Genomic DNA, 25,315 nt, shown 5'->3' with positions numbered 1-25,315 from the left:
ATGCTATTTATTGAAAAATATAATAACGACAAACAATAACGTTTTTATAAAACTTAAAAGCGAACTGCTTTATTACGTGTACATGTAATACAATGATAATCTACTAATTTAACGATCACTTTAGGCGACATCCATCAGTACATTCGATTCAAAACAACTAACTGCAGGTATATGCGTGCAAGACGATATAGTAACTAATACAGAGCTCAAAATAGCCACCTTTAACTTGTTTAATTATCTTGCACCGCCTAATGCGTATTATGATTTCGAAAAAATTTATACCGCGCAGCAATGGGCTAGGAAACAGCGTTGGATTATTGATTACTTAACACATCACCAGCCCGATATAATTGGCTTTCAGGAAGTCTTTAGCATTGATTCTTTAAAAGAGTTAGTCGGCGGGCAAGGTTATAATTACTTTGCAGTAGTTGATGCGCCAGAAGTGATTGATGACTTTATTTATAAACGCCCTGTGGTGGCTATTGCCTCTAAATACCCAATTATTGAAGTGGCTGCGGTTGAGCACGATAGCGACCTTGCAATTGAGCTTGGCCTTAGTAGTGATTTTACATTTAGTCGCAAAGTACTAAGAGCAACCCTAACGCTTCCGCATATAGGCAATACCGATTGTTATGTGGTGCATTTTAAATCTAAGCGCCCATCCATTGAAGTTGATGAATATAATAAAGAGCTAACGGCCGAGAAAAATATAATCGAAATATTAAAAGCGAATGTAGCGGGCGGGTGGGGCTCAACTATTCAGCGTGGCAGCGAAGCCACACTATTAATGATACAAATGATTGCCCGTCGTGAAGCTACGCAGCAACCCATGGTGTTAATGGGAGATTTTAACAACGAGCTATCTGATGGTGTACTTAGCCACTTACTTACAAGTACGCTGCGTTTTGCCCCCGCGTTTGATGCAAAAACCTACCTTGTGAAATACTGCTTGAATGACTCGTGGGATTTATATAAAAAAGCAGAGCTTAACCGAATTAACGCAGTAAACTTAAATAGCACTGATACACCCGACAATGACCACTCTGATTGCATAGTTAAAAGCACTGAAAATGTAAATGTTGAAGCTCAGCTAATTAGGAAACCAACCCATTACTATGGTGCGAGTAGTTCGGTACTTGATTACATTTTGCTCTCGTGTGAGTTTGATACCGGCTACGATGACAGTTTTTTTGAGTTAAGCGGCTACCATACCTACGATAGGCATTTAATAAATCCCGAGTATGAGCGTGATGATTTAACTACCGACCATGGTGTAGTACTTGTAACGCTTAAACTAAGAAGTTAAGTTGTTCTAGGCGCAATACATAAAGTGCACGTTATAAGTATGCATACAGGCTATAAACTTGACCAAGCGCACTAGTTTGTATATTTTATCGCCACAATTTAGAGTTTAAACAATAATAAATTACTTAAATGGTAAATATGGAATTTTATACCTACTGCAATAATACTCGAAAGATGGACCTCACTCCTCAGGTGCGAGCCTTTGTTGCCAATCGAATTTACAATTGTAAATTTTTAATTAAAGCCTTACTTTTTACTCTTTTTATTATGTTAAGTGGTGTAGGGGCACAAGAAATTACCCCGTATAGCTCAAGTAACGAATCTAATAGTGGGTTGCTAAAAAGAGCGGAGTTACTTTTAGATACTGATGTAATAACAAGTATCGAACTCAGTAAAAAATTACTGTCAAAAGCTCAAAGCGCTAATGATGTGTTGTTAGCAGCAAAACTGCATAACTTATTAGGCAAAGCGTATAAAAAGAATAACAATGCTAAAAAATCACTCCATCACTATTTACAATCTTCTCAAAACTACCGAACACTAAATGATGCGCGTAACCAAATAAAGGCATCAATTAATTATGTAAAGATATTACTCGACGATAAACGCTACGATGAACTTGCCAGCAGTATTGAAACTCTACTCCCGACAACTCTTGTATATGATGATGCGTTTTTAATTGCGCAGGTGCTTATTATTAAAGCTGATTCTTTTTATAAACAAAAGCAATACAACGTTGCCAATACTCACTACATATCAGTACTAAAGTATCTAACTAACAAAAACGTAGAAATACAAAAGCAGCTTGGAGAAACATACAAAAAGTTAGCCCAATCGCATAAGCGCCTTAAAAATAGAGAGCAAACGGCTCATTATTATAAAAAAGCGTTAGATGTTTACACTAGTTTAGGTGATTTAAAGTTAATGGCTCGCACTCTAAATACGTTAGCAGAAGCGCAGCGATATTTAGACAACCTCGTTGTAGCTCTTGACTATTCTAATCAGGCGATAGAAATACATAGAAAAATTGATGACCCAGAAGGTTTAGCCAAAGCATTGCTTGGGGCAGGTATTATATATCGGCATATTAATCTTTATGATAAATCACTTGAGCATATTAATGAGGCATACATATATTATAAAAAAATCGATAATGCGCTTGGTATTGCTAAAACAGCAAACCAAATGGGATTGATATACACTCGTTTAAGGCAATTTGATCAGGCAGAAATTTTTTATCAAATAACCATCGATTTGCCCAAAGGAATGGTTGAAGAAAAAACACTGGCATCAGCCTTAAGAGAAATGGCTGTTATAAAGTTAGAATCGGATGATTTAAAAGCAGCAATGCAATTTGCAAAAAGGGCGTACGCAACTTATAAAACAAAAAATCTAACGTCGTACATTTCTACAACAGCGAGGATTATAGCTAATATTTATCGCTCGCAAGGTAACAAAGACCGGGCATTAGAGTATTATAGAGAGTCATTATCGTTTGCTAAAAAAACGGGTAGTAAGCTTTATGAAATAAAGTCGCTAACAGCGCTTGCTGCGACTTTAGTAGGTATTGATACAAATGAAGCCATTACATTGCTAAAAAGATCACTCGCTTTATCAACCCAAATAGATGATAAATTACATATGCTATACGCTTACCGTGAGATCCGTATAGCTGAAAAACTGCGTGGGCATATAAGTGAATCGCTGCGTTACGCAGAAGAAGAAATAGCGCTAACCGAAATTATTCAAAACGAAAGAGACGAAGATAAACTAGCGCTTGAAAAAGCCCATTTGCATTCTTACAAAATGGAAATGGAACTGGAGATGCTAAGAGAAAAAGAAAAGCTATATCAATTAGAGCTTGCTAAGAAAAACAATGAAATTGAAATTTCTGGCCAAGCAAGAGTTATATCTGAGTTAGAGCTTTCGAAAAACAAATATGCAAGTATTGCGCTTGCTTTTTTATTAGCAGCTTGCTTAACAATTGTTTTATTGGTTTATAGAAGTTTTATTGCGTCTAAAAAACGTAATGAAGAGCTGGACTATTTGGCAGCGAGAGACCCTTTAACTAATTGTTATAATCGTCGTATTTTATTTGAGGTAATGAATCGGGATTTTTTAGATCTACCTCAGATTGATGAGTACTGTATTTTAATGGTCGATATTGATCATTTTAAAGCAGTTAATGACACCTATGGCCACAGCATTGGTGACACAGTCCTCATTGGCGTTGCAAAGCTTTTACAAGCAAATGTTCGTGATGGTGATAGTGTCGCTCGTTTTGGTGGGGAAGAGTTTTGTATTATTTTACCTAATACCACTAAAGAGCAAGCAATACGTATTGCAGAAGCCCTTCGTATTAAAGTAGAAAAAGCGATGTTTGATGAAATTCCTGTTACCTGCAGTTTTGGTGTTACGTCTATTAAGTTTAACGCAAGAACACCTTCTGAATTGATTGAACAAGCTGACTTGGCGCTTTATGAAGCAAAATCATTAGGACGAAATCAAGTAATTTTATGGGATTCGTCTTTTGAAGATTTTAAGCTTTTCAGATCTGAGTAAAGCCTTTTTTCATGCTATCTTTTATACTTCATTATAAGTAAATTTTATACAAAATTGAGAGTTACTTACATATGTAACTACTGTTATTAAATTTACTACCGAAATATCAATGATTTATTTTTGGTCTCAAAATTGCAACGAGCATTTAGTTAAACACTAAGCAAGGGATTAATAATGACTGAAGTTGCACTTTCGGCCTATTCGGCTTTTTACCTATACTTAATTATGTTGCTTGTGCAATGGGCGGTGGCTACATTTAGCAAAGCTAAAGAGCCCAATGCGGTACCAGGTAAAATAAGCGATGATTTATCTCACGACAGCTTTATTTTTAGAGCGCATCGTACATTTCATAATACACTTGAAAACAGTGCGTTATTTATAGGTACTGTGTTATTTGCGTTTGTGATTAATTACCAAAGCCCTATATTTGCTATGTGTGTTTGGGTATATGTAATAGCACGCTTAATTCACATGGCGCTTTATTACGTTATAGCAACTGAGAAAAACCCAAGCCCGCGTTCTTACTTCTTTTTGATAGGTGTGCTGGCAAACGTGGTTATGCTAGTCATGATTGGTTTAAGATTAATTTCATAAAAAAATTTAAATCACATAAATAAAAAAGCGAAGAGGCTAATAGCTTCTTCGCTTTTTGTATTACATAGTAGTGAGATGTAAAATCACGGCTTTATGGATGTTAAGTTATTCCACCCCAATAAATCCGCCTGTTTGATGTGCCCATAGGCCCGCATAGATTCCACCTTGGGCAATTAATTCATCGTGAGAGCCTTGCTCAACTACGCCACCATTATCGAGTACAATCAACCTATCCATTTGTGCAAAGGTTGAAAGCCTATGTGCAATTGCGATAACCGTTTTGCCCGTCATTAAGTCATCAAGGCTTGCTTGAATTGCTGCTTCTACTTCTGAATCGAGTGCGCTGGTGGCCTCATCGAGTATTAATATTGGTGCGTTTTTAAGTAATACGCGAGCTATGGCAATACGTTGGCGCTGACCGCCCGAAAGTGTTACACCGCGTTCGCCCACCTGAGCGTCAAACCCTTTATTACCTTTGCTATCTACTAAATCGTTTATAAATTCAAGTGCTTTAGCTTGCTTGGCTGCATTTAACATTTCCTCGTGGGTTGCGTTAGGGCGCCCATACAAAATGTTGTCTTTTACCGAGCGATGCAGCAAGGAAGTGTCTTGCGTTACCATAGCTATATAACGGCGTAGGCTTTCTTGGCTTACATCTGTTATTTTTTGACCATCAATTTTAATGCTGCCTGAGTCGGTATCGTAAAAGCGCAGTAGCAAGTTAACAAGCGTAGATTTACCAGCACCAGAACGCCCAACTAAACCTATTTTTTCACCCGGTTTTATGTTGAGATTTAATCCGTTCATTACCGGGCCGCGGTTTGTCTCGTTAGCGGCTTTTCCGTAGTTAAAGTGTACGTTTTCAAACTCAATGCCACCTTGAGTTACTTCAAGTGTAGTGGCGTTTGGTTTGTCGTCTACTTTAATTGGGTTTGAAAGGGTTTTCATGCCGTCGGTTGCGGTGCCTATGTTTTCGAACAGGCTGCTTATTTCCCACATTATCCACTGCGCCATGCCGTTTAATCTAAGTGACAAACTAACCGCTACGGCAATAGCACCGGCACTAATTGCACTAAGTGACCATAAATAAAGTGATAAAGCGGCAACACTAAATACTAATAAATAATTAAGGGTATTTATTGCAAAGTTAAGGCTGGTTACCAAGCGCATTTGTTTATATACGGGCTGTAAAAATACATCCATACTTTGTTTGGCATATTGCTCTTCGCGTTGGGTGTACGAAAAAAGCTTAATGGTTGATATATTTGTATAGCTATCGACAATTCGCCCTGTCATTTCAGAGCGAGCGTCGGCTTGAGAGCTAGCAATTTTTTTAAGTTTTGGTACAAAATAAATTTGTATAGAAGCATATAGTACAAGCCATGCAAGTAACGGTAGCATTAAGCGCCAATCGGCTTCAGCAACTAAAAACACCATAGCGCCAAAATAAACCACTATGTACATGAGTACATCAAGCAGTTTCATGACGGCTTCGCGAACAGCTAAAGAAGTTTGCATTACTTTTGTTGCAATTCGACCTGCAAATTCATTTTGATAAAAGCTAACACTTTGACGCAGTAAATAACGATGCGCCGACCAGCGGATCGACATTGGGTAATTACCCAATAATGCTTGATGCAAAATAGCAGAGTGAAAAAACACAACAATTGGCAGTACAACTAAAAGCATAACAGCCATTTTTATCAGCTCAGATTTTTGCTCTACAAATAGTGTTTGCGGGGTATATGTGCCTAACCAATCAACTAGCTGGCCCATGTAACTAAATAGTGATACCTCTAATATAGCTAAAAGAGCTGCACTGATAGACATTAGCACTAACGATAGTTCCATGCCTTTGGTGTAATGGCGGCAAAACGCAAATAAAGTAGAAGGCGGCTGAGTTGGTTTTTCCTCAGGAAATGCGTTGGTCATTTTTTCAAATAATCGATACATTTTAAAAACTTAAATAGCAAATAATGGCGGGTATCATACCATTTTAGTTTTACCGCGTGTTTATGTTTATAGGATAAATGATTTATTTAAAGTGGGCTTGAAAGGTTGATGCCGCGGCTCATGTATAAATCATCGTATTTTAGGCCACCGTTACCATATGGTTTTTTTAACGGGCCAGTATTACAGTTAGCCAAAAAATAAATTAGAGGTAGCTCGCGCTTCATCCTAAATTTAGCATTTTTATAGACTAACGTTTGCGTTTTAAATTCACCGCCTTGCACATACACATTATATTGTTGCCCTTGCATTTTTACTGATGCGTTATTAACAACATACCAAACGTTGTACCACGTATTTGTATTTAAAGGCTGTGCTGATTGCGCTGTTTTATAATTTTGAATGTTGCTGTAGCCAGTATCAGTTTTAACCATAAGCGCGCCATCGTTTATATGGCCGTTCGACTCAGCTTTATCGGTCACTCTGAGTGTGGGTTCAAATGCGTCATAGCCATATTTGTTTATTTCGTCCGGCTGTAAATTACTAAGCCCAAAAGCATGATTATTAGGAAAGGCGGCAACATTAATACGTGTATAAAAAGTATATGTTTCGCCAACGGGTACTGGTTTTGGCAGCTTTTTATAAGTAAGTGCTTTACGATTACCAATTACGCCTTCAGCCGCTGGTTTTTTTAATAAATAGTGATTAGCGTCATCGCTGCTTTGTCCCTGCTCAATTATTGTTATTTGCGGGTTGGGTTGATGTGGCTTGGTTTGATTGTCGGTATCGGCTTTTTGCCAGTCACTAAGATTATTCTCAAAGTTATCTATGAGTAACCACTGCGATGAAGATGCATTGTGATGATTTTGATTACATGCAACTAACGAAGCGAGAACAGGTAGTAATAGGGTGTGTCTAATACACATAAGCGCTCTTTATAAGATTTTGATTAGCGTAAATTGGTTAACCAATTTGTCGGTTTTTTATTTTTAAACTTAGCTACCTATATAACCAATTTGTATTTTGTTAGTCAACAAGTATTTAATGAGTACCCATAATGAAACTTAACACTTACGTTTTATTTTTAAGTCGGTATTATTATTTTAAAATAGACTAATCAAAATAATTAAGGGATTTTATGTATACTGGTACTTGTTTATGTGGCGAAGTAAGGGTTGAAATATCAGGAAGTATTTGCAGTATTATTCATTGTCATTGTTCGCTTTGTCGAAAAAACAGCGGTACTGCATTTGCTACTAATGGCTTTGTAAATACGTCTGAATTTAGTGTTACTAAGGGCGCAAATAAACTTAGTGAATTTAATTTTAAACCAGGGCGAGCACGATTTTTTTGTAAGTGCTGTGGTTCACCAATTTACAGTGCTAACAGCGATGATAAAAGCCGGGTAAGAATTCGTTTAGGCCTAATTGATTCAGAGATTACCGAGCAAGTTGTGTCTCATAACTTTGTTACATCTAAAGCTAACTGGGAACAACTAGAAACAAGCCTGCCATGTTATGAGCAACACGAGCCAGGAAGATAAAAGTTACTCTATGTGGTAAATACTGTTTATTTCTTTATACAGTAGGGGGGCTATCTGCTTAAAAACGGCGGAGTTTTGTATTTCTTCAACGTTAATGTGAATAAGCGTTTGCTGGCTCAAAATAACAACTATATTTTTGTATTCGTTAAACTCAATAATTGCAATACAGTTAAAGTGCTGCCTTAGTAAAACTAATAATGCTTGTAGCTCTTGTCCTGTTTGTGGATTTAAGTTTACCAAAATTTGACAGTGCTTTGCGCTACAGCGAGTAATGTTTTGCCAAAAGTCATTGCATGTTAAAAAAGGTTGATGATGCTCGCCGCTAAATATATCAATCGCAATTACATCAAAAGTATTTGTACATTGTTTTATATAGTGTTCAGCTGATTGAATATATACATTATGGTGACTTGGTAAATTAAAGTGTTGCTTAGCTATGGTGTTGATTGTTGGGTTAATTTCTACAGTATTGAATGTACTAATTGAATCTATGTAAGCAGTACAGTCGTTAAGATAATACATGACTCGCTCAAAGCCTGCGGTACCTAAACCTAAATTTAAAATATTTAAATTCGTTGTTTTAAGGTCAATCAAAAATAAAAACATGCACTGATTGATAGGTATTAACACTTGCTCGTTGTGTTTGAGGTTCATTATTCCTTGGATCACCACATCGTCGTTGGTGTTTTGGGCAAGGGTAAGCCATCTATACAGATTATTTTGATAAACACATACCGGGCCAAATTGGGTAGGTTTAAATTCAATTTGGTTTGCTTTTACCGTATCTTCTTTAAGCTGGCGCATATATTAACTATTTATAAAAACACAACGATAGTGTGCCACGAAAAACACCTATCTACATACACTAATTATGTAACAAGGTTTGTAATTTAGCCTGTTAATTGCACTTGGGCGCGCTCGTTTTAGTATCTACCTCAAATATATTGCCATCAAACCTAAGTTAAGTAATGGTTACCTTATAATAACTAGGAGCGATTAAATGCTTAAAACACCTTTTAAAATATCAACAAGATTACTTAAACTTAGCGTACTTGCCGGTGCATGTAGCGTTGCTATGTCAGCACATGGGCAAACACAATTACAATATACCGATCAACAAAAGTTACATGACATAGCAGCTCAAGTATCAGCTGTACGTATTGGCAGCGATATTCAAACGCTGGTGGATTTTGGAACTCGTCATACACTTTCTGATACTAAGTCTAATACTCGTGGTATTGGCGCTGCTAGGCGCTGGATCAAAAAAGAGTTTGAAAAAATATCAGCGCAATGTGGTGGTTGTCTTGAAATAATTGAAGTAAAAGACACTATATCTGGCGAAAAACGTATACCTGATCCTGTTGAAGTAGTAAATATTGTTGCTATACAACGCGGCGCTACTGAGCCTAATAGAATGGTGATAATGTCGGGAGATATTGACTCACGTGTGAGCGATGTTATGGATTTTACGAGTGATTCCCCCGGTGCTAATGATAATGCATCGGGCGTTGCTGGGGTTATTGAAGCGGCTCGCGTACTGAGTAAATATAAGTTTAATGGGTCAGTTGTTTATGCTGCTTTGTCAGGTGAAGAACAAGGTTTGTTTGGCGGTAAAATACTCACAGCCTATGCACAAAAGCATGATTGGCAAGTACATGGCGTGTTAAATAACGACATGATAGGCAATATTACAGGTATTAACGGCGTTACCGATAATACAACCGCACGTATATTTTCTGAAGGTACTCGTGTTGTTGAAACTAAAGAACAAGCAAGAACACGCCGATTTACCGGTGGCGAAGTAGACTCAGCTAGTCGTAATTTAGCGCGTTATATTGATACAGTTGCCGATAGGTACATTGAAAATTTAGATACAATGTTAGTTTACAGGTTGGACCGCTTTGGTCGAGGCGGGCATCATCGCCCGTTTAACGATGCTGGTTTTGCAGCGGTGCGCATTATGGAAACTAATGAACATTACGATCGTCAGCACCAAGATTTACGAACAGAAGAGGGCATTGAGTATGGCGATACTATCGAAGGTGTTGATTTTGATTACACAGCAAAGCTCACTTCACTTAATGCAGTAACTATGGCCTCTATGGCGTGGGCACCAGCACCTCCTAAACAAGTTAAAATATCTGGAGCGGTTACAGCCGATACGTCTTTTTCGTGGGCAAGCAGTGATGATAATAATATTGCCGGCTATAAAATTTATTGGCGTTACACAAGCGAGCCACAGTGGCAGTTTAGTAAATACGTAGGGAATGTAACAAACTATACGCTTAAAAATGTTGTGATTGATAACTATTACTTTGGCGTGGCCTCTGTAAGCAAAGAAGGGGTTGAATCACCTGTTGTATTTCCAGGCGATGTAGGCTCTTTTGATCATAATATTAAATAACGCTTAAAAACCCAGCAAACAAATCTTATTAGGTGCAAAGCAGGTGTTTTATGCTTGCACCTTATTTGTTATGCCCTTAGAGTGTTAAAAAAGAAGTAATAAGGTTAATAAAAAATGCAGCAACAAGAAAAAAAACCGTTAACAGAAAAAGAGCAAGTTATAACACCAGAGCAGCGAATTGCATGGCAACGTGAGTGTTTTCAAAATGCACAAAAATATTTAGCAGAAAAAGGCATTATGCCAAAGTCTGTAGTAGATAAAGATAGTCGCTTTTTGGCTCCTCTTTGCGCTATGTGGAAGTTTAAAGCGCAAAATGGCAAAACGTACTGGGTTGTTACTGGGCGTTTACCTACGGATCATGCAGAGGTAAGTGCAGCAAAAGATGCACGTGATGCTATGCGTTACTTTTCATTGCAGTGGCAGTTAAAGGCTGATCAAATAATGAGTATTGGCGCACGAGACCAAACACAAGTTAACTTTGCAAATTTACTTATAAATCGTGCACATGGTTTGTACGAAATGCATGAAAACGAACAGTTATGGGCTAATGAGCCTAAGTAATCAGCATTTAAGTTAAGTAAAATAAAAAGGGCAAATTATGAATTGCCCTTTTTTAATGTACGAGTGTAAATGGCTTAGTAACAAAGTCGGCTACTTCACACTGCATTCTTTGCCTGGGTATACCGGCTTCCATAAACACACACCCTTGTTTTATAAAACCATTTTGATTGAAAAGTTGAACTTCGTTTAAAATACAGTTAATACAAATGGTATTAATACCTTGGCGTGCTGCAAGCTTAACAATAAAGTTTAAAAGTGATTGATATACAAGGGGGTTACGGTGCTCTGGTAGCACTGCAATACGGCCAATTAAGCCGTCACTGCATAATCTGCCCGTCGCTACGGCTTGTTCAGACTCATCGGTAACGAGTACATGTTGGCATATTTCATCTAGGCTATCGAACTCTACTCTTTTGGGTATATGTAACTCGTATACAAAAACGCGTTCTCGTATTTGCTGTAACAAACTTTTTTGTCTGTTCCAATCTACTTCGTTAACTCGATAGCCCATAGCTCACCTCTAGTTATACCATATCCCTTCATTAACTAGTGTAGTAAAGGTTTTAATAAATTCTAGACTGGGTTGGTGAGCCATTAAATCTTCGCTACTAAAATAGCTGGTATCGGTTAATAATTTAACTGCATTTAAATCGCTCATTGGCAGTTCATAATTTTCACCATTAACACTTAATAATACTGCACTCCCAAGTATTTGGTAAATAGCTCTAACACCCCCTAAACGCTCAAACACATTGTTTTCATCGTTTAGTAATTGGGTTGTATCATCGCTTGAAAGTTCATCTTCTAAAGGTGCTAAATCCATTTCGTGTTTGGCTTGGCTTAGCGTGTTTCCAAGCCATTGTTTAAAGAGTTCGTTATTCTCTAAAAGGGTGGCCATTAAGGTTTTAACTTTATCAACTTCAAGATTAGTTAGTTCACCTTTTGACTCTCTAAGAGTAAGGTTATGATCGGTATAGCGCTTTTGACCGCTTTCGGTATCAATAATATGATCGGCAAAACTTGATAGTAAATCTTGTTGGTTAGGCGCTCTAAAACCGACTGAATAGTTAAGTGCATTTTCAACGGCATAACCTTCATGTGGGCAACCAGGCGGAATATATAAAATATCGCCAGGCTCTAATATACAGTCTATTACGGCTTCAAAAGGCTCAACTTGAAGTAGTTTTTTGTTTTGAGCAAATTGCTTAAGTGTTGGGTCGGGTAAGCCGACACGCCAATGACGCTTACCTTCACCTTGAATAATAAACACATCGTACTGATCTAAATGAGGGCCAACACCGCCTTTAGGCGTTGAATAGCTAACCATTAAATCATCAATTCGCCAATTTGGAATAAATCTAAATGGCTCCAGTAATTGGGCTGCCTCACAATGCCAATGATCGACTGCTTGAACAAGTAATGTTGAATGTTCTTCGGTTAATAATTCAAAGTTTTCAAATGGACCTTGGTGTGCTTGCCAGTCGTTATTGTGGTTAGTGACAATACGCGACTCTATGCTTTGTTCCATAGCTAGGCCTGCTAATTCTTCAGCTTCAATTGGATCGTTAAAATTACTAAAGCCTTGCTTTATTAGCAGTGGTTTTTTTTGCCAAAAATGGGTTAAAAACTCTTGCTCAGAGAGGTTGTTTATTTTTAGTTGGTACATAGAGTTGGCCTATAAATTTAAGACAAAAAAAGCGAAAGGGATTATCCTTTCGCTTTTTATATGCGCAATTTAGTATTTAAACTAAATCGTCAATAAACTCAACAGCGCGGCCAATGTAGTTGGCAGGTGTTAGTTTTTTCATTTCTACTTTAGCGTGCTCTGGAAGGTTTAAACCATCGATAAAGTCAGCCATAATCTCTTGATTTACGCGCTTACCACGGGTTAAATCTTTAAGTTTTTCGTATGGCTTTTCGATACCGTATTTACGCATTACCGTTTGAATTGGCTCAGCTAGTAATTCCCAGTTTTGGTCAAGCTCTTCAAGCAAACGTTGCTCGTTAACTTCAAGTTTGCTAATACCTTTAAGTGTTGACTGATACGCAATAAGGGCATAGCCCATACCCACACCAAGGTTACGTAAAACCGTTGAGTCGGTAAGGTCACGCTGCCAGCGAGATACTGGTAATTTTTGTGCAAGGTGAGCAAAAATAGCATTTGCTAAGCCTAAGTTACCTTCTGAGTTTTCAAAATCAATAGGGTTAACTTTGTGCGGCATAGTTGATGAACCTATTTCACCCGCAATTGTTTTTTGCTTAAAGTGATTAAGTGCAATATAACCCCACATATCACGATCAAAGTCGAGCAATATAGTGTTAAATCGAGCGATAGCATCAAATAACTCAGCTATGTAGTCATGCGGTTCAATTTGAGTAGTAAATGGGTTCAGTGTTAAACCTAAGCTTGATACAAACTTATCTGCATGTGTATGCCAGTCGTAATCTGGATAAGCGCTTAAGTGAGCATTATAGTTACCAACAGCACCGTTTACTTTACCTAGCATTTCAACTCGAGCAATTTGGTCACGCTGACGCTTTAAACGCATGTATACGTTTGCAAACTCTTTACCCATTGTAGATGGTGTAGCAGGTTGTCCGTGCGTACGTGTCATCATTGGGATTGCTTTATACTCAACAGCTTTTTCTTTAATAGCGCTAAGTAAATCATCACAGTAAGGTAGTAAAACCTTGTTACGAGCTTCAGTTAGCATTAAACCATGAGATAGGTTATTGATGTCTTCAGAGGTACATGCGAAGTGGATAAATTCGTTAATTGCATGAAGCTCTGCGTTGTCGGCTACTTTTTCTTTTAGTAGGTATTCAACCGCTTTAACATCGTGATTAGTTGTACGTTCAATATCTTTAACACGTTGTGCATCTGCTTCGCTAAAGTTATCTACAATTGCGTTTAAAAGTGCATTTGCTTGTTCGCTAAATGCAGGTACTTCTTTAATTTCGCTTGCTGCAGCTAACGCTTGCAACCAACGCACTTCAACAATTACGCGGTATTTGATTAAGCCAAATTCGCTGAAAATACTACGTAGTTCAGTGGTTTTGCTGCCGTAGCGACCATCCACTGGAGAGATAGCCGTTAACGCTGAAAGCTCCATAATAACTCCTAAATTTTAGTTTGAACGATAATTAAATTTTTGCTTTAGCTATGGCGATAATTTTTCTTTTTGCAAAGAAAAAATGACGGCGTTTACCGCCCATTTGTCGCCATAATACTGCACTTCTAATACCGGCAAGTAATAATGCACGGATTTTATTTTGAGTGAGTTGCTGTTTTAATAACTCGGGTTTACCATAAACCTGAATTCGGTGCCCAAGGGGGCTCAGCACCGACGAGTATATATCTGCTAAACCGGCAACAACGCTTTCGTCGGTAATAGCAAAGTGGTCTAAACGACGATGGATATCATCTATTCGTTTACCTAATTCGTTTAAGCTTTTGTCGTTTGCACTCAGCGCGCGCTCAAGCTGCATTAAACCACCTACGTATTTTACTATTTCAACATCCTTTTGAGCACCAGCTGTTAGCTGAGCTAATAATGTTTTATAGCCATCACGTAAGTTATGCGTACCTTGATACACATCAACCGGTGACGCAGGTGATGTTTGTACAATACTTGCGAATAATACTTCTAGGTCGTGTTCGTTATTAGAACCGTATTGTGCAATTTTTTGAACTTGTTTAGCTACTTGACACATGGCGGCAAGCGCCATCACTTGGTGTTCATTCATTACTTGATCACCGAATCAATAATACCACCGCCTAAACATACATCGTCTGCATAAAATACAGCAGATTGACCTGGTGTAACTGCTTTTTGTGGCTCGTCAAATAATACACGAGCCATACCGTCTTCGCCTACAAGCAGGGTACAGCTTAAGTCTTCTTGGCGGTAACGTGTTTTAACTGTACAACGCGTTGACCCTTTTGGACCAATGCGGTCAACCCAATGTAATTGGTTTGCATTAAGACCATTGCTATAAAGGCGAGGGTGGTCTTTACCTTGGCCAACAACGAGTACGTTACGCTCTAAGTCTTTATCAACTACGTACCATGGCTCACCAGAGCCTTCTTTCATGCCACCAATTAACAAACCTTTGCGTTGACCAAGTGTATGGTACATTAAGCCTTCATGCTCACCTACGTTATTACCGTCCGTGTCTTCGATAACACCTGGTTGCGCAGGTAAAAACTTCTGTAAAAAATCTTTAAACTTACGCTCACCGATAAAACAAATTCCTGTACTGTCTTTTTTATCGTGAGTAATTAAATCTTGCTCTTCGGCAATGCGACGTACTTCTGGCTTTTCTATATCACCGACAGGGAATAAAGTTTGCGCGATATGCTCGTGGCTTAATGTGTATAAAAAGTAGCTTTGGTCTTTATTGTTATCTAGACCACGGCACATTACGTATTTGTCGTCTCGTAGTTCACGGCGAACGTAATGACCCGTTGCTATAAAGTCTGCACCAAGAGCTTGTGCCGCAAACTCTAAAAAGGCTTTAAATTTAATTTCTTTATTACACATTATATCTGGGTTAGGTGTACGGCCTGCTTTGTACTCCTCTAAAAAGTACTCAAATACGTTATCCCAGTATTCTGCTGCAAAGTTAACAGTGTGAAGTTCTATGCCTAACTTGTCGCATACTGCTTGTGCGTCTTTTAAATCATCGGCTGCTGCACAGTATTCGTCATTGTCGTCTTCTTCCCAGTTCTTCATAAACAGGCCTTCTACTTGGTAGCCCTGTTGTTGTAATAAATATGCAGATACAGAAGAATCAACACCGCCGGACATACCAACGATGACTTTAATGTGACTATTTTCGCTCATGAATAATTTCGCTTATACAGATTGCTGTTAACTTGGAAAGGCCGCGATTATAGCATGTATTTTGTTTGTGCTTAAAGGGAGAGGGTGTGTAAAGAGCCTATTTTATGCTGATTTTATTTTTATAATAAATAGCAAACAATGCTCAATAAAAATAAATAAGCCTTTGGCATTAAATGTACTAAATAATTATCATTTTAGATAAAAAACAAATACTTTAGTTTTTTGTACTTATTTACTAGTATTTTGTTTGAAAACTATTAAAGTAAATATACACTTAGGTAAAAGTATTAGAAGCAAACTTGGCATTAATAACGTCATTAAAAATATAGTCAATGGAATGAATATATGAATTATGCCTATCAGGTAAGTAAAATAGAATCGTTTGTCGTACATTACATAGCAAAACCTGACTTTCAAATTAGCGATGTTTTAGCAAACCCAAAACATGAATTTAAGCAGTCAGCGTATCATTTATTCTACGAGTTAATTAAATTAAAAAAAGTGCATGTATATCAAGAGCCAAATCCTGTTAATGAACTTTTTGGCTTAATAAGAAAGTCACTTTATCTGTCTGATCAAACCCAGAGCCTTGTGTTACAAACCGTTGAGGGATGGTGGCTCGAGTGGTATTTTGCTTTAATTATGGAACAAAAAATCAACAGTGATAAAGGTGATATGCCATCAAGCTACTTATCACAAAATATTTTAAATCCTATGCGAAAGCATGAGTTGAGCCATTACGCTAAGTTATTTACTAAACTACCCATGCCTATATGTAATGTATGCGCAAACACAGGTGACATACTTAAAGTAAACCAACGATTTGTAGATGTATTTGGTTATTCTGTTAAAGAGGTACCAAATTTAAAAGCCTGGTGGAAAAAAGCATATCCAGATCCTCAATACCGAGAGTTTGTAAAAAAACTTTGGCAGGAGTCTTTAGATGTTGCACAAGAAAACAATAATGATATTCCTGCTAATAATTATAAAGTAAGTTGCAGCGATGGCTCGCAAATATTGATGGAAGTCTCTGGTATAAATATTGGTGAAGAGTTTATTGCCGTTTTTAATGACGCAACGGAGCGAATGGAGGCAGAAGATATTCTTAGAGATATGGCATTTCTTGATTCGCTAACGCGAATAGCAAATAGGCGCCGATTTGACGAGAAACTTGTACAAGAATTTGACTGTGCTCGTGACAGAAATGGTGCGCTTTCTATTATTTTAATAGACATAGACTACTTTAAGCAATTTAACGATCGGTACGGGCATATGGCAGGAGATACCTGTTTATACGATGTAGCTCAAGAAATAGCTTCCACCGTTAGTCGACCTGAAGATTTTGTTGCACGCTATGGCGGCGAAGAGTTTGTTGTTTTATTGCCGCAAACAGACAGGCAAGGCGCTTTGTTTATTGCCGAACAAATTGAAAAAGCAATTGAAAGTTTAGCGATAGTCCACGAGGATAGCTACAGTGGTTTATTATCACTAAGTATGGGAATAAATACTATTGACGATAACGATACAGAGGACCGATTTAGCTTTGTTAAGGGGGCGGATAACGCTCTTTATTATGCTAAACGTCAAGGGCGTAATTGTATTGCACTTGCAAAAAGTGAAACTAGTTAATCGTCATAAATTGTATCTAGGCTTAAAGGCGCTTTGTTTAAACTATCTTGTATACATTTCAAAACAAGGTGGCTTCTAAGGGGAAGGTCTTTAATTTGCTCATAGCTGTGCCAATTAGCCGATATTATATCGCTGTCTTTTGGCTCAAGCACTGCGGTTTCACTTGTTGTTTCAAATAAAAAACAAAACCTTAAATAATGTACGCCGTTAGCTGCATGCAAATTATAAACACCTAAAAAGCCGCTAGGCTTTAAACTTAAACCCGTTTCTTCTAAAAGCTCTCTAGAGGCTGCTTGAGCCAGCGTTTCTTTTTCTTCGAGATGACCTGCAGGTTGATTATAACAAATTCGCTTAGTAAATTTATCTCGCTCTTTAACGAGTAAAAACTGCTGCTTATTTTTTACTATTGCAGCAACAGTTACATGTGGTTTATGCATCTAGAGCACCTTTAATGACGTTGTAATCGCCTGAATTAATATCATCTAAGGTGTAATTACCAATACTGTAGCGAATTAGGCGTAATGTAGGGTGGCCAATATGAGCAGTCATTCTGCGTACTTGCCTGTTTTTTCCCTCATTAATTGTAATACTAAGCCATGTAGTTGGGATTGACTTACGTTCACGAACGGGTGGGTTACGTGGCCATATATCAGGTTCGTCAATAATTTTAACATTAGCCGGAAGTGTTAGGCCGTCTTTTAGCTCAACCCCTTTGCATAATGCGTTGATCGATTCGCGAGTGGGCTCACCTTCTACTTGCACCCAATATGTTTTGTTTGTTTTTTTATTAGGGGAGGTTAAGGTATTTTGTAATTTTCCGCAGTTGGTTAAAAGTAATAAGCCTTCACTGTCACGGTCTAACCTTCCTGCAGCATATACTTCTTTTATAGGGATAAACTGTGCGAGTGTTTGCCTGTTGTCATCGTCGGTAAATTGGCAAAGAACATCAAACGGTTTATTAAAAAGGACAATTTTTCTATCTTTAGAGGCAATTTGCGGCTTTATCTCTCGTCTCCCTGCAGGCTTTTTAAGCGCACTTCGCGAGTAAGTGCGCCCGGTATTACGTTTAGCTGTCGAATCAGGTGTGTTTTTATTGCTCGATTTGTTTTTCATTAAATACACCTAGCTGGCTTTGGTAGTCCGGCAATTTTAGTTGCTTGTTTAGCAGGGCCTTTAGGAAATAATTTGTATAAGTAAATACTATTCCCTTTATCTTCTCCAAGCGCTTTAGCCATGGCTTTTACAAGCATACGAATAGCAGGGCTTGTATTGTACTCAAGGTAAAAATTGCGAACGAAGTTTATAACTTCCCAGTGTTGCTCACTCAGGGTTATATTTTCTTGCGCGGCAATAACAGGGGCTAACTCTTTAGTCCACAGTGTGTGATCAAGTAAATAACCTTGTTTGTCGGTGTCAATGTGTAGATTATTAAATTCAAGCATGGGTTACCAAGTAATAGATTGATTGGTTGATAAGGTAAGCGCTACAAATTCTTCATAGCTTATTGCTGTATCGTTGTCTGATAAAGTTATTGCACGCACTTGAATGTCTTGAGCTAGTAATAAAAGTGAATCTGAAAATTGTCTAAATTGTTTTTTAGCAAAACAGGCATCGCCTAACAAAAGTACTTTATCTGTGGGCTGAATTAAGTTTTCAAGTTGATTTGCGCAGTAATTATTTAGCGTTTTAGAAAAAATATGTAGGGTACTCATATGTTCACCACATGTTTTTGGTTTTTAATTAAGGTTTGCTGCTCGCTAAAATTAAGTGTTTGAGCTGCGATGAGTAAATCATGTTTATTTAAACCGTAATCAAAAAGTGACTTTTCACACACATAGATATTTTCAACATCATAGATTTCTAGGGTTTTAATATTTTTAAAGAAATCTTTTATACCAATAGAGTTTGGTTGTTGGTGTTTCTTTAAAGCAAGAACTGCCGGGCCGCTAAACAACCAGCTAACGTTTTGATCTACAGCGGCAAATATTAATGTCATGTCGAGCGCATCACGAATATTTAAATCATCAAATGGGCTGCTTTGGCTTATCACTAAAACGTTAATCATTTAAATTGTATCCACTTATCAGCGTCGCTTGCGAGCATTGCAAATTCGGCTAATCCCGCAACTGCAAATACACTGGTGTTTTTTATAGCTAACCCGCGCTTTTCTGCAGCGGTTACACATAGCATCAGGTTTATATTTTGATCTGCTAATTGTTGCCAAAGGTCTGTTATTTGAAGTTCGTCTGAGGGTAAATCAAAATTATTTGAAGCGTGATATATGCCTTGCTGATATAAAAATATCGCATCTATACTATGGCCTTGTGCTAAACAAGCTTGAGCAAAGCTAACCAATCGTTGTGTTGTGTCGTGATCAGATGGTGGTGTATGCAATGAGAGTACGAAACGCGGCAAAACAATTCCAATAAAAAAGCCCCAATTAAGGGGCTATTTTAACAGAACTTTTTAATTAGTCATCACTTGCGCCAAGTAGAGCAAGTAAAGACGTAAATAAGTTATATACATTTAAGTATAAAGACACTGTAGCGCGAATGTAGTTTGTTTCGCCGCCGTTGATGATTCTGCTTGTATCAAACAAAATCAAACCAGACATAATTAGAACGACAGCTGCGTTAAGCACCATAAACATTAGCGAGCTGCCAACGAAAATATTAACAATGCTTGCAACGATTACAACAATTAAGCCAACAGTTAAAAAGCCACCCATAAATGAGAAGTCTTTTTTAGTGTTAAGTGCATAAGCAGATAAACCAAAGAAAATAAGCGCTGTAGAACCTAATGCTTGCATAATAAGCATTGGGCCATTAGGCATTGCAGCGTAATGATTTAATAATGGGCCAAGGCCTGCTCCCATTAAGCCTGTAAACGCAAACACCCAAAACACACCAGATGCAGACTCTGCTTTTTTATTTACAACAAATAATAAACCGAAAGAAACTAGTGTAAACACAAGTCCCATAAAGTAAGGTAATTGTAGTGCCATTGAAATACCAGCTGTTACTGCACTAAATGCAAGTGTCATAGCAAGTAAAAAATAGGTGTTTTTAAGTACCTTATTTGTTTCAATGGTCGACATTACCGGTTTTGCGGTATTGTACGATTGATTAAACGCCATTGTAGAGCTCCTTAAAGTGAAACAAGTCTGTTTCGATAATTTAACTAAAATTAGATTACCAACTCTTATATGTTTGGGCAAACCTTTGTAGATCAATAGAGTGTTATTTTTAAATTTAAGTTCCTGAATCTTATAAAAAGTTATAATTTGCTTTAAGTTTAAACAAATTAATTGTTTTTTAAGCACTTAAACAATTAATTTAAAAAAAAGCTTCACAAAGGCAATGGGTTTCCCTATTATGCAGGCCGTGCGGAGAGATGGCAGAGTGGTCGAATGCACCGGTCTTGAAAACCGGCATGGGTTTATAGCCCATCTAGGGTTCAAATCCCTATCTCTCCACCACTTATTTAATAAGTGTGTGGTATTAATTATATATCATTCATTTAAAATAAATATTAGTACACTCTTACTAATATTTATAATAGATTTTGGAGAGATGGCAGAGTGGTCGAATGCACCGGTCTTGAAAACCGGCATGGGTTTATAGCCCATCTAGGGTTCAAATCCCTATCTCTCCACCATTATAATAAAGCCCGCTATTTAGCGGGCTTTTTTGTGCCTGCGAATTAAAGCTGTTTTATTTTTCATCTTTTTTAAGCCTTTAGATGAGCATGGCTTCTTAGTAGTATCCATCATCTGCAATAACTTACAAAGCTTGCGTAAATCTGTATGTAAAATCATCATAAATTACGACCATAGTCTCTGTTTCTAACCTTAAGATCTTGGTGCATGCTTAATATATAGTATTTAGGCTTGTGTATTAAGGATTTTAAATGAAACATCAACTAGCAAAAAGCGTAGGGCTTTCGTTATTATCGCCTGTTATTGTAGGCAGTTTACTTGGTGTTTATTATTCACTTACGCTGGAAGGCGAGTTTGTCTCAATATTTTTAAACTTGTTAATGACTGCTATATCAAATGCACACATTGTAGGCTTAACAATGGCGGCTTTCGTAGTTCCCGGGTATTTACTTATGTTTAAGTATTCAAAGGTTAATTACTCTGGTGTACTAACGCTAGGTTTGTTAGGTGGGGCTATTTTTAGTTACCTCTTGAGTGCCACCACAGGCGAAATATTTTTAATTAATAGTGTTATGTCGGCATTCGCTGCGGGGCTATTTTTATTTGGTCTTCGTAAATCAGCAAAATCATAATTGCAGCTTTATTAATCAAGGGCGCTGATAAACGGCGTAAATTCCTTTTTTTTACCCGCAAAAGGTTCCAATTTTTCACCACAAAGAGTACCTTTAGCTACTGTATGTTTAATAAGAAGTAGTTTGGTATGCAAAAGCACGATTTTTACCAGTCATTAGTTAAGCAAACTGAATCGCTGATTGCCGGTGAATCGAATGTAATTGCTAATATGGCAAATATAAGCGCGCTGTTATTTACCTCTTTAGAAGATGTAAATTGGGCGGGTTTTTACTTTATGGATTCACCGTCAGAATTGGTATTAGGCCCGTTTCAGGGTAATCCTGCATGTATTCGTATTCCAGTAGGAAAAGGTGTATGTGGAACGGCTGCAGCTACATTGCAAACACAATTAATTGAAGATGTGCACGCATTTGATGGGCATATTGCCTGTGATGCGGCGTCAAACTCTGAGATTGTTGTACCTATCATGAAACATGGTAAAATATTTGCAGTGCTAGATATTGATAGCCCTAGTATCTCTCGATTTGATACTGATGACAAAGCAGGCTTAGAGGCATTAATTAAGTGTTTTGAGGCTAGCTTGTAATGAAAGATTTGCTAAATGTTCAAGACTACCTATTTGCTATACAAGATGTTGGCGATTGGGAAGGCGATGAAGAACATGTAGCGGAAACGCTCAATGATTTGATTCACATAGCGTGGGACCGTCTACCAGACGACTCCGAGTGTGAATTTATTGATGAAACAATTAATGGTATTTGGGAACACCTTCGAGGTGATATGGCTGTAATTGAAGCTGACTTCGAAGAGTTGGTCGACTGGGTAATACACTACGTCGATTCGTCCCTTGATGAAAAGATGTGAAAAATAGGTTCTAAAATGGAAACCACAAACAAGCTAAAAGATATTAATGAAGTACTGGAATTCTTATACCAAGAATTTCCTCAGTGTTTTAAACAAAAAGACGGGATCAAACCGCTTAAAGTAGGTATTTTTAAAGATATCGCTGAGCGTATTGAAGGGTCTGAAAAAGTAAGTAAGACTCAAGTACGTCAAGCCCTTAGAAAATACACGTCAAACTGGCGTTATTTAGAAGCTGTGACTAAGTCAGAGTTTCGTATTGACCTTGATGGTAATCAAGGTGAAAAAGTTGAGCAAGAGCACATCGACCATGCACAAAAAGCATTGGAAGAAAGCCGCGCTAAAATGGCTAAACGTAAAAAACAACAGCGTCCACGCCAAGACTCAGATTCAAAATCTTTCAAAAAGAAACCAGCTCACGCAAATAAAGCGGGCGAGCGTAGTGCTTCAGCTAACAAACCAGCTAAAGTTGCACCGGCTAAACGTTCAGGAAAAATTGAACCTTTACCAGCAGACGAGGTCAAGGTTAATAACAAGGTTAAGGTTAAACTTGGCCAAGCACTTGTAAATGCAGTAATTACAGAAGTGAACAAAGATGACGTTCACGTTGAATTAGTGACAGGTATGCAAGTTAAAACTAAAGCTGACAGCTTATACATCATTTAAGCTGTAAATAAATTAAGGAGTTGTGTATGAGTAAAAAGTTTACGCTCATTCCGTTAGTTGCTGCCCTGTTTTCAGGTTCATTATTTGCTGCTGTAGAAGCCGTTACAATCGACGATTTACCTCAGCTCAAGCAAGAAAGTCAACATGGAACTGCCAGCAAACGAGTGGCTAGCTTATTTACTCGTTCACATTACACACCGGTTCGATTTAACGATGAGCTTTCTAGTAAAGTCTACGATCGTTATATCGAATCCCTTGATTTTAATAAAAGCGTTTTTTTAGCAAGCGATGTTGCGTCTTTTGATCAATACCGTGACGACTTTGATAACGCTTTGACTACCGGCAAATTAGGTTTCACGTTTGATATTTTCAACTTAAGCCTTAAGCGTCGTTTTGAACGTTATGAATATTCACTTACATTGCTTGAAAAAGAAATGACGTTTGATAAAGAAGACGAATACTTTTTTGATCGAGAAGATGCAGCGTGGTCAACGTCTCAAGCTGAGCTTGATGAAATTTGGCGTGAGCGTGTTAAATACGATGCTTTACGTTTAAAAATGACCGGTAAAGATTGGAACGGCATTAAAGAAGTACTGACCAAGCGTTATAAAAATGCGCAAAAACGTTTGGTGCAATCAAATTCAGAAGATGCATTTCAAATTGTAATGAATTCACTCGCACGTAGTATTGAGGCACATACGTCTTATTTATCGCCACGTCGTGCAGAGCAATTCAAAATGGACATGGACCTAGAGCTTGAAGGTATAGGTGCAGTATTAAGTCCAGATGAAGATTACACTGTTATTCGCAGCTTAGTGCCGGGTGGCCCTGCTGATAAAACAGATCAAATTAAAGCTGATGACCGTATTATTGGTGTTGCCCAAGATGGCGAAGAATTTGTAGATGTAATTGGCTGGCGTTTAGATGACGTAGTTGATTTAATTAAAGGCCCTAAAGGTACTAAAGTACGCTTGCAGTATTTAAAAGGTGTTGACGCTCATGGCGCACCTAAAGTAGTTGAAATCACGCGTGATAAAATCCGCTTAGAAGATAGAGCAGCTAAGTCAGAAGTATTTGAGGCAAAATATTCTGATTTAACAAGTAAAATAGGGGTGATTGAAATCCCAGGTTTTTACAACAACCTATCAAAAGACGTCAAAGTTGAATTAGCAAAGCTTAAAGAAGAAAAAGTGGATGGCATTATCATCGACTTACGCCAAAATGGTGGTGGTTCTTTATATGAAGCAACACAGCTGTCAGGCTTGTTTTTTGACCAAGGCCCTGTTGTTCAAATTCATACTTTAAATAACCGTATTGAAGAGCAAAAAGACCGTGATGGCATTACTTATTACGACGGCCCATTAACTGTATTAGTCGATCGCTATAGTGCATCTGCGTCTGAAATATTTGCAGCCGCTATGCAAGACTATGGTCGTGCAGTTATTATTGGCGAGCAAACCTTTGGTAAAGGTACTGTACAGCAACACAAAGGCTTAGGCCGTGCTTACGATTTGTACGACAATGCGCTTGGCAGTGTGCAATATACAATTGCTAAATTTTACCGTATAAATGGTGGTAGCACGCAGCACAAAGGCGTTATTCCTGATATTTCGTTTCCATCAGCAATTGACCCAGCAGAGTGGGGCGAAAGTAAACAAGATAATGCTTTACCTTGGGATAGTATCGTAAAAGCGAAATACAAAAAATTAGGTAATTTAACGCCTATCATTACTTATTTAGAAAAAAACCATGAGCAACGCATTAAAGCAGAGCCTGAGTTTAATTATGTATTTGATGATATAGCCCGTTATAACGAAGAAAAAGATCGTAAAACTATTTCTCTAGTTGAAGCTAAGCGCATCGAAGAGAAAGACGAAGGCGAAGCACGTGCACTTGTGCGTACAAATGAGCGTCTTAAACGTTTAGGGAAAGACCCAATTGAAAATCTAGACGACGTACCTGAAATGATCGAAGAGTTAGACCCGTTTTTAGAAGAAGCGGCGTTGATCACTCAAGATTATATTAAATATGGGCGTATCGCTAAAAAGTAACCACTGGTTTTACCTCTATAAAAAAGGCGCTTTAGCGCCTTTTTTACTACC

General features: G+C 37.8%; 27 protein-coding genes and 2 tRNA genes. 14 read left to right on the top strand and 15 right to left on the bottom strand.

The genetic code is table 11. The features are described from left to right. Positions 1 to 226: 226 nt before the first annotated feature. The 3 genes from ATS74_RS17710 (at position 227) to ATS74_RS17700 (ending at position 4,461) form a co-directional block, all read left to right on the top strand. Entirely contained in the window at positions 227 to 1,306 is a 1,080-nt protein-coding gene (locus tag ATS74_RS17710; protein ID WP_058550196.1) for an endonuclease/exonuclease/phosphatase family protein, read from the top strand. Positions 1,307 to 1,572: 266 nt separating this feature from the next. Next, positions 1,573 to 3,867 (top strand): tetratricopeptide repeat-containing diguanylate cyclase, encoded by a 2,295-nt coding sequence (locus ATS74_RS17705; RefSeq protein WP_235592031.1) that lies wholly within the window; start codon positions 1,573 to 1,575, stop codon positions 3,865 to 3,867. Positions 3,868 to 4,041: 174 nt separating this feature from the next. Beyond that, positions 4,042 to 4,461 carry an MAPEG family protein gene (locus tag ATS74_RS17700; protein ID WP_058550183.1) on the top strand — a complete coding sequence of 140 codons (420 nt, stop codon included), beginning with the start codon at positions 4,042 to 4,044 and terminating at the stop codon, positions 4,459 to 4,461. A 105-nt stretch (positions 4,462 to 4,566) separates the two neighbouring features. Here ATS74_RS17700 and ATS74_RS17695 read toward each other — a convergent pair whose 3' ends face one another. Further along, entirely contained in the window at positions 4,567 to 6,414 is a 1,848-nt protein-coding gene (locus tag ATS74_RS17695) for an ABC transporter ATP-binding protein (RefSeq protein ID WP_058550182.1), read from the bottom strand. Positions 6,415 to 6,500: 86 nt separating this feature from the next. Next, positions 6,501 to 7,337 (bottom strand): hypothetical protein, encoded by an 837-nt coding sequence (locus ATS74_RS17690; protein ID WP_058550181.1) that lies wholly within the window; start codon positions 7,335 to 7,337, stop codon positions 6,501 to 6,503. Positions 7,338 to 7,549: 212 nt separating this feature from the next. On the opposite strand from ATS74_RS17690, the gene ATS74_RS17685 reads away from it, so the two are divergent. Then, the gene (locus ATS74_RS17685; RefSeq protein WP_058550180.1) at positions 7,550 to 7,954 is read left to right on the top strand and encodes a GFA family protein; all 405 of its coding nucleotides are present in this window, start codon (positions 7,550 to 7,552) and stop codon (positions 7,952 to 7,954) included. Positions 7,955 to 7,957: 3 nt separating this feature from the next. Here the strand turns inward: ATS74_RS17685 and ATS74_RS17680 are convergent, their stop codons facing one another. After that, positions 7,958 to 8,758, bottom strand: a complete 801-nt coding sequence (locus tag ATS74_RS17680; RefSeq protein WP_058550179.1) for a hypothetical protein — start codon at positions 8,756 to 8,758, stop codon at positions 7,958 to 7,960. Between the two features lie 196 nt (positions 8,759 to 8,954). On the opposite strand from ATS74_RS17680, the gene ATS74_RS17675 reads away from it, so the two are divergent. Then, on the top strand, positions 8,955 to 10,358 hold the full coding sequence (locus ATS74_RS17675) for a M28 family metallopeptidase (RefSeq protein WP_058550178.1): 1,404 nt from the start codon (positions 8,955 to 8,957) through the stop codon (positions 10,356 to 10,358). Between the two features lie 114 nt (positions 10,359 to 10,472). Continuing rightward, on the top strand, positions 10,473 to 10,919 hold the full coding sequence (locus ATS74_RS17670) for a DUF4826 family protein (protein WP_058550177.1): 447 nt from the start codon (positions 10,473 to 10,475) through the stop codon (positions 10,917 to 10,919). A gap of 52 nt (positions 10,920 to 10,971) precedes the next feature. Here ATS74_RS17670 and ATS74_RS17665 read toward each other — a convergent pair whose 3' ends face one another. From ATS74_RS17665 to mnmA, 5 genes are all read right to left on the bottom strand, one after another. Then, on the bottom strand, positions 10,972 to 11,430 hold the full coding sequence (locus ATS74_RS17665) for a GNAT family N-acetyltransferase (RefSeq protein WP_058550176.1): 459 nt from the start codon (positions 11,428 to 11,430) through the stop codon (positions 10,972 to 10,974). A gap of 9 nt (positions 11,431 to 11,439) precedes the next feature. After that, positions 11,440 to 12,585, bottom strand: coding sequence for a ribosomal protein uL16 3-hydroxylase (locus ATS74_RS17660; protein WP_058550175.1), 1,146 nt, complete (start codon positions 12,583 to 12,585; stop codon positions 11,440 to 11,442). Positions 12,586 to 12,661: 76 nt separating this feature from the next. After that, positions 12,662 to 14,032, bottom strand: coding sequence for an adenylosuccinate lyase (gene purB / locus ATS74_RS17655; RefSeq protein WP_058550174.1), 1,371 nt, complete (start codon positions 14,030 to 14,032; stop codon positions 12,662 to 12,664). 31 nt (positions 14,033 to 14,063) lie between these two features. Next, complete coding sequence (gene hflD / locus ATS74_RS17650) at positions 14,064 to 14,666, bottom strand: high frequency lysogenization protein HflD (RefSeq protein ID WP_058550173.1); 603 nt, start codon at positions 14,664 to 14,666, stop codon at positions 14,064 to 14,066. Beyond that, positions 14,666 to 15,766 (bottom strand): tRNA 2-thiouridine(34) synthase MnmA, encoded by a 1,101-nt coding sequence (mnmA, locus tag ATS74_RS17645; protein WP_058550172.1) that lies wholly within the window; start codon positions 15,764 to 15,766, stop codon positions 14,666 to 14,668. The genes hflD and mnmA overlap by 1 nt, the downstream gene beginning before the upstream one ends. Before the next feature lie 345 nt (positions 15,767 to 16,111). Here mnmA and ATS74_RS17640 point away from each other — a divergent pair, with 345 nt between their 5' ends. Continuing rightward, positions 16,112 to 17,395 (top strand): sensor domain-containing diguanylate cyclase, encoded by a 1,284-nt coding sequence (locus ATS74_RS17640; protein WP_058550171.1) that lies wholly within the window; start codon positions 16,112 to 16,114, stop codon positions 17,393 to 17,395. On the opposite strand, the gene ATS74_RS17635 is transcribed toward ATS74_RS17640, so the two are convergent. Genes ATS74_RS17635 through ATS74_RS17605 form a run of 7 tightly spaced genes read right to left on the bottom strand, consistent with a single transcriptional unit; the run spans position 17,392 to position 20,531 of the window. Continuing rightward, the gene (locus ATS74_RS17635) at positions 17,392 to 17,832 is read right to left on the bottom strand and encodes an NUDIX domain-containing protein (protein WP_058550170.1); all 441 of its coding nucleotides are present in this window, start codon (positions 17,830 to 17,832) and stop codon (positions 17,392 to 17,394) included. The genes ATS74_RS17640 and ATS74_RS17635 overlap by 4 nt on opposite strands. Further along, entirely contained in the window at positions 17,825 to 18,508 is a 684-nt protein-coding gene (locus ATS74_RS17630) for a pseudouridine synthase (protein WP_058550169.1), read from the bottom strand. Before ATS74_RS17630 ends, ATS74_RS17635 begins: the two co-directional genes overlap by 8 nt. After that, positions 18,508 to 18,837, bottom strand: coding sequence for a TusE/DsrC/DsvC family sulfur relay protein (locus ATS74_RS17625; RefSeq protein WP_058550168.1), 330 nt, complete (start codon positions 18,835 to 18,837; stop codon positions 18,508 to 18,510). The genes ATS74_RS17630 and ATS74_RS17625 overlap by 1 nt, the downstream gene beginning before the upstream one ends. A 3-nt stretch (positions 18,838 to 18,840) precedes the next feature. Then, entirely contained in the window at positions 18,841 to 19,107 is a 267-nt protein-coding gene (locus ATS74_RS17620; protein ID WP_058550167.1) for a DsrH/TusB family sulfur metabolism protein, read from the bottom strand. Continuing rightward, the gene (gene tusC / locus ATS74_RS17615) at positions 19,104 to 19,460 is read right to left on the bottom strand and encodes a sulfurtransferase complex subunit TusC (RefSeq protein WP_058550166.1); all 357 of its coding nucleotides are present in this window, start codon (positions 19,458 to 19,460) and stop codon (positions 19,104 to 19,106) included. The genes ATS74_RS17620 and tusC overlap by 4 nt, the downstream gene beginning before the upstream one ends. Further along, positions 19,457 to 19,810, bottom strand: coding sequence for a sulfurtransferase complex subunit TusD (gene tusD / locus ATS74_RS17610; RefSeq protein WP_058550165.1), 354 nt, complete (start codon positions 19,808 to 19,810; stop codon positions 19,457 to 19,459). The genes tusC and tusD overlap by 4 nt, the downstream gene beginning before the upstream one ends. Positions 19,811 to 19,865: 55 nt before the next feature. After that, positions 19,866 to 20,531: a Bax inhibitor-1/YccA family protein gene (locus ATS74_RS17605; RefSeq protein WP_058550164.1), complete on the bottom strand. Its 666-nt coding sequence runs from the start codon at positions 20,529 to 20,531 to the stop codon at positions 19,866 to 19,868. A gap of 251 nt (positions 20,532 to 20,782) precedes the next feature. On the opposite strand from ATS74_RS17605, the gene ATS74_RS17600 reads away from it, so the two are divergent. The 7 genes from ATS74_RS17600 to prc all read left to right on the top strand — a co-directional run bounded on the left by ATS74_RS17600 (position 20,783) and on the right by prc (position 25,264). Beyond that, positions 20,783 to 20,873, top strand: a tRNA-Ser gene (locus ATS74_RS17600). Between the two features lie 88 nt (positions 20,874 to 20,961). Further along, positions 20,962 to 21,052, top strand: a tRNA-Ser gene (locus tag ATS74_RS17595). Between the two features lie 252 nt (positions 21,053 to 21,304). Beyond that, positions 21,305 to 21,685 carry a hypothetical protein gene (locus tag ATS74_RS17590; RefSeq protein ID WP_058550163.1) on the top strand — a complete coding sequence of 127 codons (381 nt, stop codon included), beginning with the start codon at positions 21,305 to 21,307 and terminating at the stop codon, positions 21,683 to 21,685. 128 nt (positions 21,686 to 21,813) lie between these two features. Beyond that, positions 21,814 to 22,272, top strand: coding sequence for a GAF domain-containing protein (locus ATS74_RS17585; protein ID WP_058550162.1), 459 nt, complete (start codon positions 21,814 to 21,816; stop codon positions 22,270 to 22,272). Further along, on the top strand, positions 22,272 to 22,550 hold the full coding sequence (locus tag ATS74_RS17580) for a hypothetical protein (protein ID WP_058550161.1): 279 nt from the start codon (positions 22,272 to 22,274) through the stop codon (positions 22,548 to 22,550). Before ATS74_RS17585 ends, ATS74_RS17580 begins: the two co-directional genes overlap by 1 nt. Before the next feature lie 15 nt (positions 22,551 to 22,565). After that, complete coding sequence (gene proQ, locus ATS74_RS17575) at positions 22,566 to 23,213, top strand: RNA chaperone ProQ (RefSeq protein ID WP_058550160.1); 648 nt, start codon at positions 22,566 to 22,568, stop codon at positions 23,211 to 23,213. Between the two features lie 26 nt (positions 23,214 to 23,239). Further along, positions 23,240 to 25,264: a carboxy terminal-processing peptidase gene (prc, locus tag ATS74_RS17570; protein ID WP_058550159.1), complete on the top strand. Its 2,025-nt coding sequence runs from the start codon at positions 23,240 to 23,242 to the stop codon at positions 25,262 to 25,264. Positions 25,265 to 25,315: the final 51 nt, after the last annotated feature.

The sequence above is a fragment of the Pseudoalteromonas sp. H103 genome, assembly GCF_001469205.1.
Taxonomy (GTDB): domain Bacteria; phylum Pseudomonadota; class Gammaproteobacteria; order Enterobacterales; family Alteromonadaceae; genus Pseudoalteromonas; species Pseudoalteromonas carrageenovora.
This window is presented reverse-complemented; position numbering and strand designations above follow the sequence as displayed.

Excerpts from the sequence above, each read along its gene's own strand:
- ATS74_RS17705 (WP_235592031.1), top strand. The coding sequence starts at position 1,573 with ATGTTAAGTGGTGTAGGGGCACAAGAAATTACCCCGTATAGCTCAAGT.
- ATS74_RS17700 (WP_058550183.1), top strand. The coding sequence starts at position 4,042 with ATGACTGAAGTTGCACTTTCGGCCTATTCGGCTTTTTACCTATACTTA.
- ATS74_RS17695 (WP_058550182.1), bottom strand. The coding sequence starts at position 6,414 with ATGTATCGATTATTTGAAAAAATGACCAACGCATTTCCTGAGGAAAAA.
- ATS74_RS17690 (WP_058550181.1), bottom strand. The coding sequence starts at position 7,337 with ATGTGTATTAGACACACCCTATTACTACCTGTTCTCGCTTCGTTAGTT.
- ATS74_RS17685 (WP_058550180.1), top strand. The coding sequence starts at position 7,550 with ATGTATACTGGTACTTGTTTATGTGGCGAAGTAAGGGTTGAAATATCA.
- ATS74_RS17680 (WP_058550179.1), bottom strand. The coding sequence starts at position 8,758 with ATGCGCCAGCTTAAAGAAGATACGGTAAAAGCAAACCAAATTGAATTT.
- ATS74_RS17675 (WP_058550178.1), top strand. The coding sequence starts at position 8,955 with ATGCTTAAAACACCTTTTAAAATATCAACAAGATTACTTAAACTTAGC.
- ATS74_RS17670 (WP_058550177.1), top strand. The coding sequence starts at position 10,473 with ATGCAGCAACAAGAAAAAAAACCGTTAACAGAAAAAGAGCAAGTTATA.
- ATS74_RS17665 (WP_058550176.1), bottom strand. The coding sequence starts at position 11,430 with ATGGGCTATCGAGTTAACGAAGTAGATTGGAACAGACAAAAAAGTTTG.
- ATS74_RS17660 (WP_058550175.1), bottom strand. The coding sequence starts at position 12,585 with ATGTACCAACTAAAAATAAACAACCTCTCTGAGCAAGAGTTTTTAACC.
- purB (WP_058550174.1), bottom strand. The coding sequence starts at position 14,032 with ATGGAGCTTTCAGCGTTAACGGCTATCTCTCCAGTGGATGGTCGCTAC.
- hflD (WP_058550173.1), bottom strand. The coding sequence starts at position 14,666 with ATGAATGAACACCAAGTGATGGCGCTTGCCGCCATGTGTCAAGTAGCT.
- mnmA (WP_058550172.1), bottom strand. The coding sequence starts at position 15,766 with ATGAGCGAAAATAGTCACATTAAAGTCATCGTTGGTATGTCCGGCGGT.
- ATS74_RS17640 (WP_058550171.1), top strand. The coding sequence starts at position 16,112 with ATGAATTATGCCTATCAGGTAAGTAAAATAGAATCGTTTGTCGTACAT.
- ATS74_RS17635 (WP_058550170.1), bottom strand. The coding sequence starts at position 17,832 with ATGCATAAACCACATGTAACTGTTGCTGCAATAGTAAAAAATAAGCAG.
- ATS74_RS17630 (WP_058550169.1), bottom strand. The coding sequence starts at position 18,508 with ATGAAAAACAAATCGAGCAATAAAAACACACCTGATTCGACAGCTAAA.
- ATS74_RS17625 (WP_058550168.1), bottom strand. The coding sequence starts at position 18,837 with ATGCTTGAATTTAATAATCTACACATTGACACCGACAAACAAGGTTAT.
- ATS74_RS17620 (WP_058550167.1), bottom strand. The coding sequence starts at position 19,107 with ATGAGTACCCTACATATTTTTTCTAAAACGCTAAATAATTACTGCGCA.
- tusC (WP_058550166.1), bottom strand. The coding sequence starts at position 19,460 with ATGATTAACGTTTTAGTGATAAGCCAAAGCAGCCCATTTGATGATTTA.
- ATS74_RS17605 (WP_058550164.1), bottom strand. The coding sequence starts at position 20,531 with ATGGCGTTTAATCAATCGTACAATACCGCAAAACCGGTAATGTCGACC.
- ATS74_RS17590 (WP_058550163.1), top strand. The coding sequence starts at position 21,305 with ATGAAACATCAACTAGCAAAAAGCGTAGGGCTTTCGTTATTATCGCCT.
- ATS74_RS17585 (WP_058550162.1), top strand. The coding sequence starts at position 21,814 with ATGCAAAAGCACGATTTTTACCAGTCATTAGTTAAGCAAACTGAATCG.
- ATS74_RS17580 (WP_058550161.1), top strand. The coding sequence starts at position 22,272 with ATGAAAGATTTGCTAAATGTTCAAGACTACCTATTTGCTATACAAGAT.
- proQ (WP_058550160.1), top strand. The coding sequence starts at position 22,566 with ATGGAAACCACAAACAAGCTAAAAGATATTAATGAAGTACTGGAATTC.
- prc (WP_058550159.1), top strand. The coding sequence starts at position 23,240 with ATGAGTAAAAAGTTTACGCTCATTCCGTTAGTTGCTGCCCTGTTTTCA.